This is a genomic window from uncultured Gimesia sp. (assembly GCF_937910335.1).
In the GTDB taxonomy this organism is placed as follows: domain Bacteria; phylum Planctomycetota; class Planctomycetia; order Planctomycetales; family Planctomycetaceae; genus Gimesia.
On the sequence record NZ_CALEMX010000420.1, the window covers coordinates 1 to 13,896 of the forward strand.

7 protein-coding genes and 1 pseudogene are annotated in these 13,896 nt (G+C 45.9%); all 8 read right to left on the reverse strand.

Annotated elements, in window-relative coordinates:
• Positions 1-1,210: pseudogene (locus Q0668_RS16540) on the reverse strand (hypothetical protein); the annotation flags it as partial.
• Positions 1,207-4,863, reverse strand: a complete 3,657-nt coding sequence (locus tag Q0668_RS16545; protein WP_298866627.1) for a DUF4175 family protein — start codon at positions 4,861-4,863, stop codon at positions 1,207-1,209. The gene Q0668_RS16545 and the pseudogene Q0668_RS16540, both read right to left, overlap by 4 nt.
• The gene (locus Q0668_RS16550; protein ID WP_298866629.1) at positions 4,824-6,935 is read right to left on the reverse strand and encodes a BatA domain-containing protein; all 2,112 of its coding nucleotides are present in this window, start codon (positions 6,933-6,935) and stop codon (positions 4,824-4,826) included. The genes Q0668_RS16545 and Q0668_RS16550 overlap by 40 nt, the downstream gene beginning before the upstream one ends.
• Before the next feature lie 28 nt (positions 6,936-6,963).
• Positions 6,964-7,902 (reverse strand): DUF58 domain-containing protein, encoded by a 939-nt coding sequence (locus Q0668_RS16555; protein WP_298866631.1) that lies wholly within the window; start codon positions 7,900-7,902, stop codon positions 6,964-6,966.
• Positions 7,899-8,924, reverse strand: a complete 1,026-nt coding sequence (locus Q0668_RS16560; protein ID WP_298866633.1) for a MoxR family ATPase — start codon at positions 8,922-8,924, stop codon at positions 7,899-7,901. Before Q0668_RS16560 ends, Q0668_RS16555 begins: the two co-directional genes overlap by 4 nt.
• Positions 8,925-8,966: 42 nt before the next feature.
• Positions 8,967-9,773 (reverse strand): DUF4159 domain-containing protein, encoded by an 807-nt coding sequence (locus Q0668_RS16565; RefSeq protein WP_298866635.1) that lies wholly within the window; start codon positions 9,771-9,773, stop codon positions 8,967-8,969.
• Between the two features lie 55 nt (positions 9,774-9,828).
• Positions 9,829-12,438, reverse strand: a complete 2,610-nt coding sequence (locus tag Q0668_RS16570; RefSeq protein ID WP_298866637.1) for a tetratricopeptide repeat protein — start codon at positions 12,436-12,438, stop codon at positions 9,829-9,831.
• A 368-nt stretch (positions 12,439-12,806) separates the two neighbouring features.
• Positions 12,807-13,775 carry a DUF1559 domain-containing protein gene (locus tag Q0668_RS16575; RefSeq protein ID WP_298866639.1) on the reverse strand — a complete coding sequence of 323 codons (969 nt, stop codon included), beginning with the start codon at positions 13,773-13,775 and terminating at the stop codon, positions 12,807-12,809.
• Between the last annotated feature and the right edge of the window lie 121 nt (positions 13,776-13,896).

Genomic DNA, 13,896 nt, shown 5'->3' on the forward strand with positions numbered 1-13,896 from the left:
ATTCATCAGGATGTTGCGTGTTAATTCGCACAAAGACAGGTTGGTCGTAACGTTCAAGGTCGCCTTCGTTTTTCTCATCAAATCCTCGAAATAAAGCGTTACCCTCTTCCCCTTCCCGACTGCGAAAATCAAATTTTGCCTCTTTTTTTGCAATGCGGATCAGTCCCACAAGTTGAATCAATTCATCTTCTTCAATGGCGCGACGTAGAAATTTGAATTCCCAGTTCGGGCGACCGGAAACATAGAGCACTCTATGTGCTGTTCTTCCACGATCCACTTTGAGAGTACGTTGATTGTTGAAGAGTGTCGCTTCCTCATGCTCTGAAGAAATGAGCGTGGTTCTAATCTTGTAAAATGCAATCCCTGTCTCTTCAGGCCGCACCTGGAACCGAATTTGGAATTGTTGCTCGGGTTTTGTAACATCGCGTATTACAGTCTCCACAATCTTGTCTGTTTCATCCTGTAAGTGGACTTTGATCTGTTTTTGCTGGCATTGCGTGGTAGACAGATTGGCCAGAATACGAATGGGTGCATCTTCAAAGGGAGAATAACTGACAGATGTTTTGATGATCGAAACATCGGTTACCGGTGTTTCGGTTCCTATAACAACAGGATAAATAGGAACTGACGTTTCTAAACAGCTGAGGTTTTCGATGGAAATACCGTCAGTCATCAGCAAAATCCCCGCGAGCGGCAGGTCTCTGTAACGCTGATTTAATTCGTTCAGACTGGATACGATATTTGTTCTGGAACCATTAAATGACAGATGTTTTAGATCTGTTTGCGCGTGCGCATGTGCGTTAAAAGAAAATTTACGTACAGAAAAATATTGTTCCAGGTCAATGAGCCACTGTGGATACTTTTTGTCGGCGTCTGGTTTCGAGGAGGTAAGTAAACGCTGAATGGTTTGTAGTCGTCGCTGATTGGTTTCCGAATCCTTGATTTGCAGACTTCGGCTGTCATCCACCGCAATTGCAAACAGATTTGTACCGGGATGCACGTGTACGCCGCTCCAGAGTGGCTCGATCAGTGCAATCGAAAGGATAGCGATGCCGCAGATTTTCAAAAACATCGCGGCTCCGGTTAAGGATCGTTTCATTGTAAGTGAACGATAGGCGTAGATCACCAGCGCCAATCCGATGATCATCGTCGCAATCATGAATGTGGTCCAGTGCGCTGCACCGAATTGTAATTGGGCCAGACAATTCATTTTCCACTCCCTAATTCTTCATAGTAGCGACGGACCAGATCTGAGTATTTTTCCGGTACAGGGTCACGGTCGATTGGTGCCAACGATGTTTGCGCGCCGCGTTTACTGATTTCGTTTGATAAGATTTTTTGAAGTTCAGCCAGCGGTTCCAGAATTTGTGCATCGACCAGGTTTCCTTCTGGTACTTTGGAATGACGTTTGAATTCCGCACGCATGCTTTGTGCCCGTTCACGTATCTGGGCAACTTGACTACGTAGTTTAGGGTCACCCACCATTTCCTCTACATTACGCATCCGGTCAGACCACTCGCGAAATTGGTTTCCGGTAAGCGGTCCGTTTGGTATGCCACCGGGACCTCCCTGGCTTCCGCCAGATCTGCCTTTCGATTTTCCCTGGGAGCCTTTCAGCGTTTTCGGTGATGAGGGACGCTCTCCTGACTTGCCAGAACCCGATGCAGAGCCTTGTCCTTTCCCTTTTGCTTTTTGAGCAGACGCCAATTGTACGGAGGATTTATCCTGGCCTGATGGCGTACCTGCCTGCCCCGGTTTTGAACTAGTGGATGGTTTTTGTCCCTGGGATTTACTGACACCGGGTTTTGAAGGTTTTTGTGCAGGAGATGAGGGCTGGCCTTGTGCGGCAGGTTGACCTGCCAGTTTCTGTTCCTGTTTCATGTCAGATGTCAGTGACTTGATTTCCTGTCGTGCCCGTTTGAGTGATTCCAGGTCGTTACCCAAAACGCTTTGAGCGGCCACTTGAACTCCTTTTTTTATGGCTTCAATTCCCTGACTAGCGCGCTGTTCCGCCTGCTGCGCACGATTGGTTTCTCCTTCTTGAAGGAATTGAGCAGCGTTTTTTAAAGCATCGCCCGGTCGATAAGGTCTGGTTTTACGAATAGCGTCGTACAGATGCTTTGAGAGCAGAGGTTCCGACTTTTCTGATTCCTGAACCACTTTCTTCATCTGTTCCACCAACTTCTTCAGACGGATTTCCTGCTCATGTAATTTGTCAGCGAGTTGTTGTTGTCCGTCATTTTTGCGCAAAGAACGCCTTTGTTGAGGTTGTTTTGTCTGTTTTTTATTGAGAGCCTGACTCAATTCTTTTTGTGTTTGATCGAGTTTTTCCGCCTGCTGATTCAGAGAACGCATGGTATCTGCAAACTGGTTTGCAGTCTTTTTACGGAAATCATTTTTAAGTTGATCAAGTTGCTGCTGTGCTCTGGTACCTGAATTCAGAGCGCGAGAGACCTGCCCCTCTTTTAAAGATTGGGAACTTTGCTGTAGATGCTTTCGCGTCTGCTCCAATTCACGTCGCGATTTCATGGAAGAGGCATCTTTTGATTGATCCATCCGTTGTGCAACTTGATCGGCTTTGCGCATCAGGTCCCGCTGCCGTTCTCGCAGATGTTTCAGTTGACGTTCAATTTCTTCTCTTTCCAGGTCAGTTTTTGCGAAGCGTTGTTTGTCCGCTAGTTCTTTCAGTTGCTGATTCAAATCTTTCTGGCGTTGTGCCAATTCTCTCAGCCGATTCAGAATTTGAAGTGCTTCGCGGTCCGGTTGGGCTGCCTGAGGTTGTGAGGCCTGGTTTTCTGATTCATAACGTTGTTTTTTATTCGTCAGTTTCAGTTGTTGAAGTTGGTTCTGTGAACGACTGCTCCCTCCTCCTTTACTGCCTCCTCCGTTTTTATTTTTAGAGACTCGATGTTCGCGTGCGCGCAATTTCAATAACATCTGGTAACTTGCCTGCTCTGTAGTCAGTGCCGACGTGAGTGATTCGATCTGACCTGCTTCTTTCGCAGAGCTGAGCAAAGCGATAGTTTCCTGCATCTTTTTAGTAATCAAATCAATGATGGCTTTTGACTTCTGTGATTTGATTTTCGATGCTAGTTTTATTGTAGCAGTGATCAACGCCTGTTGTGCCTGCTGAAGTGTCGTAACATCTCCTGCATACGCATCGGAAACTGTGGCATTGATCTCGCGGCGAATGATCTTCCAGGTGGCATTAATAATCTGTTTTTGTTGTTCTGCCAATTTTTCGGCTTGTTGTGCTTTGCCGCCTTTCTTTCCCGACTTCGAGGCACTGCTGGCAGAACTGCCTTCTCGAAAGATTTCTTCGAAATGCCGTACTTCCATGAAGTACATATCACTGAGTACCTTGCGGTTCCTGCCATCCGGGGCAATATCTTCTGCAAAGAGGTAATAAGAAATCAGTGTGTCAGGCTGAACTTGTAGTCGTTCCAGAGACATTAAATGTTCAGCTGTAAATTCCACGGCTGGCTGAGTGGTATCTCGCAAGTTCAGTGTTTGTGTTTTTGCTCCAGGAATGCTGTATACCAGGCCCACCTGCTGAATTCCAAAGTCATCAGTGACGGTACCTTGTACGAGCGCTTCTTCCAGGGGTGAAACACGCGTATCGCGGGCTGGGAATGTGATTTTGATTTCCGGTGGCAGATTTGGAATGACAGAAAGATCAATGATGGGATGCGTTCGATTTTCTCTTGAATCGCCATCAATCAGACGTAAGTTCCAGGTTCGATTGGTATCTGCTTTAAGTGTGAGGTGGCCTGACATGCCATCCGAACTGATAATCAACGGAAGTGAATGCTGTTCTGCTGATTCCAGTTCCGCAGACTTCACCGATTTATTAAATTGAGTCCGGAATTCGATCGTCGAGCCTGTTATGGCACTAATAAGCAAACTGTCTTCGATAATTTGAGCGGGTTGTCCCGTATATTCAGGAGGGCTGATCTTAGTATCCAGTTGGATCAATTCTGGCAGCTCAAAGACTTTGACCTGATACGTTTCCGATTCCCATGAATTCACCTGCACTGCATAAGACAGGTCATCCATCACAGCAGGCAGACGGGCGGCAAACACGGGGTCGTCTAAATGTTTGATAAGCGGTAATTTCCGTTGCTCTCCTGAGGATGAAGTGATCTGAAGTGTCACAGTATCAGGTGTTTTTCCTGTAAAACGTGCTGTGATCAATAACGGATGACTTTTTTCCACTTCCGTGGTCCCTGGTATGACCTCTACTTGAAACGGTTGCTCAATCACGGCAACCGTGAGCAGGTTTTCTTTTGGTTCTGGAGCTGCCTTCAGGTAGGACCAGCAGCTTAAGCAGCTAACAAACCAGGCGGTGAAGCAAATGAATTGTGTGGAACTTTGCAGAATGAGTTTACGGTTGGAGATGGACTGTCGCCAATCATTTTTTTCTCCATGAGTGATGACTTGTTGAATCAAACGGTTTTGTAGAAAAGTGAGTTGTTTTCCATTGTCTGTTTTTTCCAGTTCCAAAGTCGCCAGCAGGCTGGTGTCCAGATCGGGATAGGTGCATTCAATTAGTGTCGCCACTTGATGTCTACTGGCAGGAGAAAATCGATTGCGAGGTCGAAAGAAGAGCACTCCTGCTGCAGTGAAAAAAGGAATCGCTAACATGGTTACCAGCAACAAAAGATGCTGGTCAGAAGATGTGATAGGTTCTAGAATGAATAGACTTAACAATGTCAGACTGCAGGCGGCTATCCAGACGTACGTCAATCGCTTCAATTTCAAGCTGACATGATAGCGAAAGACGACCTGGTTGAGTTGTTTTAAGAGATCGGGCAAGCCCATGGTTACGCCTTTCGTATCGCTGAAGTAGTTCCACTGATCCATTTCGATTGCACTGTTTCCAGGCCCAGCATCGCAAGAGCCACAATGATGAGCCAGCGCCAGATTTTCTGTTTTTGTTCCAGCTCCCGAATGAGTGCCTGACGTCGAATTTCAGAGGCTGGCTGGCTGGTTGGCATCGATTTGCCAGGCTGCTGCATTCGCACTCCCAGTGATTCCAGTGTCTCGATTGTCAGAGGCGTAGTATTACTTTCTTCAATTGCCAGATTCACCGCAAATTTCTGAATAGGTCTGTTTTCATTTTCCGAAGTCGTCTGATAGATACCGGGTTGAATTGTTTCGTTTATGGTTTGTTGACCGGCGGTGAGCTGGATTTGATCTTGATTGATCGGTCTGATATTTATCGCTTTGAAAGCTTCAGGAAATGGAATTCTTTCACCGACCGTGAACTGAGAAGGAACATCAATCAAGTTTGAATTGAGTGTGAGGATCGCATCCAGAATCGGTACGAATTTTGTCGAGAGTGCAAATTGGCTTTCCGCGGGAGTCCAGCCAAATGTCATCACAATGAGTTTTCCCTTTCCAACAGGAAAATTCACAATCGCCGGGTTCTCATGGTCGAAGCGGGCTAATACCTGATGAGGAATTTCAGCCGGCAAGGCAAGCCGTTGGTAGTTCCAGAATTTGAGTTTTGTGAAGTCTGAATATTCCGGAGTCTGGAACATTTGAAAAACGGGGTGATCGTATTGAATATTAGTGAGTAATGCATAGCCATTGATGTCAATGGAATCAACAATCACTTTCTGAGAGACTTCTTTTTGCTTCGTTAATATTGGTTTTAATGTTTGTCTGGAAATTTCGTCGTTGAGAGAAAATAATACCACGCCACCCTGTTGCAGATAGTTTTGCACCAATTCTATTTCATCGCTAGAGAGTTCTCGACTGATAATCAGTAAGTGAATTCTGGTGACGGCCATAAGGATTTGTGGAGAGTCGGGGCCAACTGTCAAGAACTCCACATCCCGGGTTTTTGTTTTGGGAAACGCACGTTTGACAAAATAGTCAGGGTTTTCAGTCGCACCGGCGGCCGGTATGCCGTAGTGCACGATGGTTAAATTGGTTTTTTCGCGTGGTTGAAGATAGATCTTGTTGTCGAATTCATGTTCGCCACCACTGAGAATGATTTGAGTGAGTGGCTGTGGAATATCCAGCGCTGGCATATGAACAACCCGAGACTGCCCACGGGGAACATAAACCGGTTTTGCTTGTAGGGGATCACCTGGAGTTCTCTGATACGCGACCGAAAAGTGTTCCTGCTCTGAATCAGCGGCATTGACAACACGAACCGTTGCCTGAGATTGTTCATCTAACGAAAGCAATTCCAAACCTGCATTACTTGAATCTTTGGTCTTCAGTTGATGCAAGTGAACCTGAAGTTCTTCCGGCCAGGAGAACTCCGTGAGAGAATTGATTTGGGATCCTGCTTGAAAATCAGTAATCAGTTCAATGGTGCTGTTTTGCAGTAAATTTCCATTAGGATCGGAGGCGACTTGTTGCTGCAGTAGCGAAGCGATTTCTGTGAGTGCTTGACCCAGGTTCGTCGGATTCCAGCCGGGAGCTAGTTTGGTGAGTAGTTCCTGATCGTGTATTGGAGATTGATGTTGAATCGATGAATTTGTTTCTTTCAGTGCTTTAACAGCTTTCAGTCGGGAGTCAAAAGTATAAATAGCGATTTGATTTTGTTTTGCCTGTTGAATGAGTTCAACGGCTTTCTGTATAGCCTCTTTCCAAAGTGTTCCCCGCTGCATACTGGAACTGGTATCGATCAGTATGATGGTTTGCTGCGTAGTTGAAGCAGCGGTTAATTCGAGATCGGTGTTTTTGAAAAAAGGGCGTGCAAAGGCTGCGATTATAAGCATAACCGCTGCCGCGCGGAGTAATAATAGTAACCAATTTTCGATTTTGTTTTTGCGATTAGTTTGAGGGGGCTTATGTTCCAGGAAACGGAGCGAGCTGAAGAGAATGATGTTTTTAGGCTGATGTCTGACCAGATGCAGCAGGATTGGCAAGCCGACAACTATGATTCCGAATAAATAAAGCGGGGTTAAAAAACTCAACTGCGTTTCCTCTGTTCCTAAACTATCTTCAAGCGGCTCGATCAGTTAAAAAATCCGATAGACCTGCTTCAAGTGGAGTATCGGTAGTCAATCTGTGATAATGTACGCCCTGTTTTCGACACATGTTTTGTATTTCTTTCAAGTGTCGATTCAACTGTTGCTGATAGTTCGCCTGTGCTGATTTAGGATTAAGGGCGATACGTTCTCCTGATTCCATATCTTCAAAAATGGCAGATTCATTGAAGTTCAGATGAATCTCGGATGGGTCCAGAATTTGAAATAAAGCAACCTCATGCCCTTTGGCACGCAAGTAGCCTAAATGTGTGTTTAATTCTTCAAGTGGTGAAAGCAGATCGGAAATCAGTACAACCAGCCCTCGCTTTTTTATGGTCTCAATGGCATGTTTTAATGGTGAGACAAAATTGGTATGAGATCCCTGGGGAGGTCGTTCCAGTTCGATCAAAATACGTCTGAGTTGGCCGCGAGTGAATCGGGCGGGTACTACTGACTCAACCTGTTCATCAAAGATGATGAGTCCACTGGCGTCGCGTTGCGTTGACAGAAAATAGGCAAACGTCGCAGCCAGAGTTTTGGCATAGTCGGCTTTGGAATAACCCAGACTGTGGAATTGCATGGAAGAACTCAGATCCAGCAACATATGGCAGCAGAGATTGGTTTCTTCCTCGAAGCGTTTGATGAAATGTTGATTTGATCGAGCCGCCAGTTTCCAGTCAATGTGGCGTGGATCATCGCCAGGTGAGTACTCTCGATACTCTGTGAACTCAACTGAGAAACCATGATACGGGCTGCGATGTAAACCGTTCCATGTGCCTTCTACGACCGATTTGGCTCTCAGTTCCAGCGACTTGATTCGCATCAGACAGGCGGGATCAATCCTCTGTGATACCAGTTTCTGGTTCTGATTCGTTTTTCGTGATGTATGATGCTTCAGAGGTAGTGAACTCATGCTTCAACGGGCCTTTTAATGGTTTCAATCAGTTGTTGGACAACATGTTCGACGGTGATGCCTTCTGCTTCTGCACGATAATTAATCAGAATCCGATGACGGAGTACAGGGGCTAATAACGACTGAAGATCTTCGAGGATCACATGCACGCGGCCGCGCAGAACGGCACGTGCTTTCGCACCCAGGATAAGGCTTTGGGCTGCTCTGAGTCCGGCGCCCCAATTGACCCATTCATTGATAAAGTCTGGCGTCGTTTCCTGATGAGGTCGGGATGCAGCACAAAGTTGGACTGCATAACGCACAAGTTCTTCCGCCACGGGAACATCGCGGACAAACTTGTGAAACTGTTGAATATCGTTTCCGGTAAACAGAGGCATAATGGGTTCGGCGTCACGCGCAGTGGTTTGTGTGACGACGGCAACTTCATCCTCTTCTGACAGGTAGTCTATGAATAGATTAAACATGAAGCGGTCCAATTGTGCTTCAGGCAAGGGATAAGTACCCTCCATTTCGATCGGGTTTTGCGTCGCAAGAACGAAAAAGGGATGATCCAGTTCATATTTGATACCAGTTACAGTGACCTGTTTTTCCTGCATCGCTTCCAGCAGCGCTGCCTGTGTTTTGGGGGGCGTGCGGTTAATTTCATCCGCTAGCAGAATATTTGTGAATACCGGGCCTTTGACAAATTTGAGAGCCCTTGATTCTTCCGAATTCCCTGCCAGAATTTCCGTCCCGGTAATGTCTGCGGGCATCAGGTCCGGCGTGAACTGAATCCGTTGTGATTTCAGTTTAAAGACCTGCGCCAGTGAATTAACCAGCAATGTCTTGGCCAATCCGGGCGCGCCCGTAATTAGACAATGTCCGCCGGAAAACAGAGCAATCAGGAGCTGATCAATAATTTCCTTCTGCCCGATGATTGCTTTAGAAATTTCCGCATCAATTTGCTGACGGCTGTTTTGCAGCATTTCAAAAATACGCTCTTCTTCGTCGCGATCATCGGTAGAAATTAGTTTAAGATTCACGTTTGGCTCCTGAAAAAAACTATAAATTAATATGCGCTGGATTCAGTGTGTCATTGCGTAAAACACAATGTTGATACCAAGGGGGTAAGCTTTCTTTTCCGAGAATTCACGAAAATACCATTTGTCTTCACCTTCTCGTTCCCATCCATCACCCAGGTCAGTATTGTGACAAACCATTGTTATCAGACGTCCCTGTTCATCGAATAGACCTCGGTAATGAACTTGTTTGGCATCTTCCCGTTCCCAGGTGATGCCTTCAGAACGCCCCCACTGGGCAACTCCAATACTGGGGACCTGTGGCTTTTCTTTCAGGTCATACACACAGTGGAAAATGGGATGTTCTAAGGGGAGTTCGACCAGTTCGCGTTCCGGAAATACTCGTTTCATTTGCATCGCGAAGTTATCCCATTCCGCTTCTCCCCAGAAATCGTCGACCATCATAAATCCACCATTGGTCAAGTAACGTTTCAATGCGATCACTTCTTCTTCAGTGAATTCGAGTGAGCCGGGTTCGATCAGGTAGATAAAGGGGTAATCGAACAGTTCTGCATCTGTCAGCTCCAGAATGCGTCCTTCCGGATCCACTTTCATGGAAGTGAGTTGTTGCAGGCGATACGAGAAATTCAGATCACTATCGGGGTAATCAGTGGCCCATCTCCGCCAGCCTTGATGAGAGTTGTATCTGATTCTTACGAATGTGAAGACGTCCTGCTTAAATTCTGGATCATTTTTCCAGTCGGGGACTCCTCCCCGGTCAGCAGGAACTGCGGGACGATACGGACCGATGCAAATCGTGACGACGATCAGCGAAGCAAAAATCAGTACCAGTGAATTTAATTTATAGTTCATGGCCGGCTCCTCCTTGAGCCTTAGTTGTCCATAGTTAAAACCTGTGCAGCTGCAATTAATGTGAATTTAAAGTGAGTTCGAGTAATAATTGATGGGCCGCTCGAAATCGGGGAGCCTCTTCGAGTGCGATCAGTGTATGTCGTTTTGCTTGCTCCAAATCGTTCTCTCTCAGTAATCGGGCGAGTTGATAATGTGCATCTGCTTTATTATGTGGATTTAAAACAAGAATCGCTCGATAGGCATGAATGGCTTCCTGCTTTTGATGCAGTTGAATACAGGATTCAGCATAGGCTCTTTGTGTTTCCTGTACGAGCGGGTTAATGGCAATAGCGGATTGCGCGGATTGATAAACAGCGCGCCAGTTTTCTGATTTTCGATGAAGCTCTATGAGCCGTTGAAATACTTTCAACGCATGAGGATTAATCGCTGCATGTTGCTCCAGATATGTCTGCTCCTGATCATAGCGTTTCTGTTTTTGGTAAAGATTTGCCAAACGCAGACAGGCATTATCTGCTCCCGTGTATTCTGGATATAGTTTGGTAAGTTGAATGAGAATGGCTTCCAGCTCTTTCGTACGGTTTTCATCTTCCAGAATCTGGGAATACGCCATGAGCCCCTGGAAATGGTTGGGGTGTTTCTTGATCCAGTCATCAAATCGTTTTGTATCATCACTCGTAAGTGCCCTCAGGTTCTGTTCAGGCCAGTTAGCAGAAGGGGCAAATTGTTCTGTCTGATTTTTAAGAAAAGAGGCAAATTCCTGTTCCAGTTCTCCCAGTTCTTTTGTGCGGCGTTCGATGGCGACATTAATCGGAATTCCAACCCGTAAATCATTCAATATATTTCGTAACGCTTCGAAGCCGAAATGGTCTATGATATATTTCACAACCATGGATGACTGATAATAAGCAAACTGAATATGGAGACTGCTTTTCGGATTGAGAAAGGCACTGCTTAAATGACCGATAGGAGTGCTTTCTCCTTTGAGGATGATTTCTCGATATTGTGGGATCATTGTCTCGCCCCAAAGCGGATTTTTCTGTCGTTCTTCATAAACAGAAATTCCTTCACTGATCCAGCGTGGCATTTTATTTTTGGTCAGTTCGAGCGTGACAACATGACAAAATTCATGCCACAAGACAGATTGCCAGTTAGTTGGATGTTCGGCTTGTGATGCCGGGCTGTTGGCTGTGATGACTTTTCCGAAACAAACTCCCAGATAACCGGAGACAGCAGGCATCCCAAATGTACGAACGGCAAAATCATCCGGATCAGGAAAGATTTCTACAGTGATTTTATCTTTCAAATCAAGCGCATACTTCTCACAGAGAGTACTGCGGGCTTCGTGCAGAAGATTGATAACCTGTTGGCCATAGACGTCCGCCTCACGCGAATCCATTCGGATAATGAAAAACTCATCTTCCAGAGTTTTGAATTTGGCGAGTTGATCCTTCAGCTCGAGCAGATTGAATGTAGTTGTATCATAGCCATCCTGTTGATGGGCCTGGAGTGCATGTTCCCAGCCACTGATTTCGTGTCCTAAACGCAATTCGTCCTGAGCCAGTTGAATCCGCGCGGGCAAATAATATGAGTCTTTTTCAAGTGCCCGATGTTGATATGCAGCACCTTCAGCAAATCGATAGTGTTCGGAAAGCATTTTTCCAATCAAATAATCGACTTCGGGATTTTGATTGTGGTGACTTAAGGCCTGCCAGTAATAAGCGGTTTCAGCATGCGGTCGATTTTCGAAATGTGCAATCACTGCCAGAAAGGACCAGGCTTCGGTATGGTGGGGATTGATCGACAATATTTGATTCAAATGAGATTTTGCAAGCATGAATTGTTCGGAGTGGATGAAACGAGAGATCTGTTGCAAGTGAGCAGGTATGTAATTCGGATTGAGACGTAGCACTTCAGACATCAGTTTCTCAGATTGTTCCGGGTTCGTTTTTTGCAGGGATCTGGCTAGACCAAAAAGTAAGTCGGGATCATCGGGGATATGCTTTAGCGCTGCCTGAAATGTTTCCTGAGCCAACCCATAGTCGTGTTTGGCTAATGCCAGATTTCCACTGGCTAGATAAGCATCCCGGTGGTCAGGATATTCTTTGATCGCCCGGTCATAAAAGGATTCAAGAACTTCTCCGGGATCAACATTACGTTTTATCGCAACTTGCCCTAAAACTACCAAGCTGCTGGCGTCGGTGTATCGCCAGGCGGAGCGACTTGCCAACTCGTGAATGCTGGTCAGAAAAGCGTCGGCTGCTTCGTGTTGATTATTTAAATGATAAATTTCCTGAGCCAAAAATCGTAGCGGCAGACTCCAGGAATAACGTTTCAGGCCCGCATTAATTGTTTGCTGGGCTTCCGTGTATTGTCCAATTGCGAGTTCAGCCTGTGCTTTAAGCAGCGGCCATTCTGAGCCATATGACTTTTTAAGGATCGCAGCTTCGGCCGTTTCGATGCATGTTTCATATTGGCCGGATCGAAGTAGTTGCTCGCAGCTTTCAATATCAGAAGCGTAGGAGATTCCTGAAATGAACGTGAGTGCGAGCAGGAAGCTCAGTGACCGCATAAGTAGAGTCGATAGACTTTGAATCTTATGAGAAGGTCGGTACAGAAGAGGTACCTTAAGGCCGCGCCAGACTCGAAAACATTGCACTCGTTGCATATGCGCCCTTCCCTGGGAAAGTCCAATGAGCGAATGGTTTTCGGACTCATTGAATCACAATTCTTCAGTTCAGGATCATTTCTTCCCTGAATTATCGAAGAACTAGTTTTGACTCAATTGCAGGACGCCGGTTGTAAATCATGAGTTGGTGAGCCAACGGGGAACAATATCTGAAATTCTTGATGCATGCAAGAAGAGTTTTGGCAGGGAGGGATTCAATTCACTTTCAAGGCTTTATGAGTTAAGAAGATAGTGAATGCAAAACAGGCAGGGTCTCAACTTTCAAACCATTGAGATCCTGCCTGTTTGTAATCAGTTGTTCCGCTGCTAAATATTAGCAGGAACTAATTTTACGTGCGATGGCCGCTTTAGAATTCGCCAAGCACATGTCCGTCATTGATACCAGCCAGCCATGTATAGGTATCGCCGTTAATATTTTCGCTGATGAAACGAACTTTACCATCACCCATCAGGAAGTGGCAGCCACCAACATGCGGGCTGCTGAATGCATTACCACTTGCCTGGTTGATGAGTTCAGTGGTGAGAGTGCCTGCACTGTTGGCACTTGAGGCTGTACCTAAAATGGAATTTTCATCGGCAGTAAGAGGCGTTGTAGTATTCTGAATGCCGATCCAGATTGCACCGGTACGAGTGATTGAAATGGGAGCGGGAGAATCTTGTGTTGTTCTTTCGCCGACCATGATAATATTGCTTGTTCCGTCAGTCATGTCTCGGAATTTGACTTTCACAGTGCTGTTTCCAAATGACGTAGCAACAGTTCTAGCAGCAGGCGTTCCTGTGGTATCCCAGAAAACCGATGCTCTTACTCCAGGATAGTTTGATTTTCCCCAAGAGTAGCTTTGGGCTGGGCTGGGGCGATCTGCGTTAACACTACTTGATGGGTCAGAGGGGCAGACATAGCCGGGTATAACTGATTCTACCTGGGTCGTTGCGGCAACCTTTGGTGTAACATCAGCAACTGCCAACCATCCGGTAGCTCCGTTTGAGTTAAACATGCTGGATGTGATCTGGTTATACAAATTCGCTTGATCGACAAATGGCAAAATCATAGCAGACCATGCTATTTTGCTTCCAGCCGTGGAATTATAAGCAGTACCAACATAACCGGGAGGGAAGATGCTGTGTGTTTCGTGGTAGTTGTGAAGAGCCAAACCAATTTGCTTCAAATTGTTTTTACAATTTGATCGTCGGGCTGCTTCTCGTGCCTGTTGAACAGCAGGAAGAAGTAATGCAATCAGAATCGCGATGATTGCAATTACCACAAGTAGTTCGATCAGTGTGAACCCGCGCTGACGGGCTCCGTTACATCTCTTCATCATAACTCCAGTGAAAAATTTTGGGTTTAGAGGGTGCCTGATACCTAGCTCTTTTTTAACTCTTAAAAGCCGGGATTTCCCATATGGGTTGAGCCTGGAACAGATCCAGACTCGCAACCTT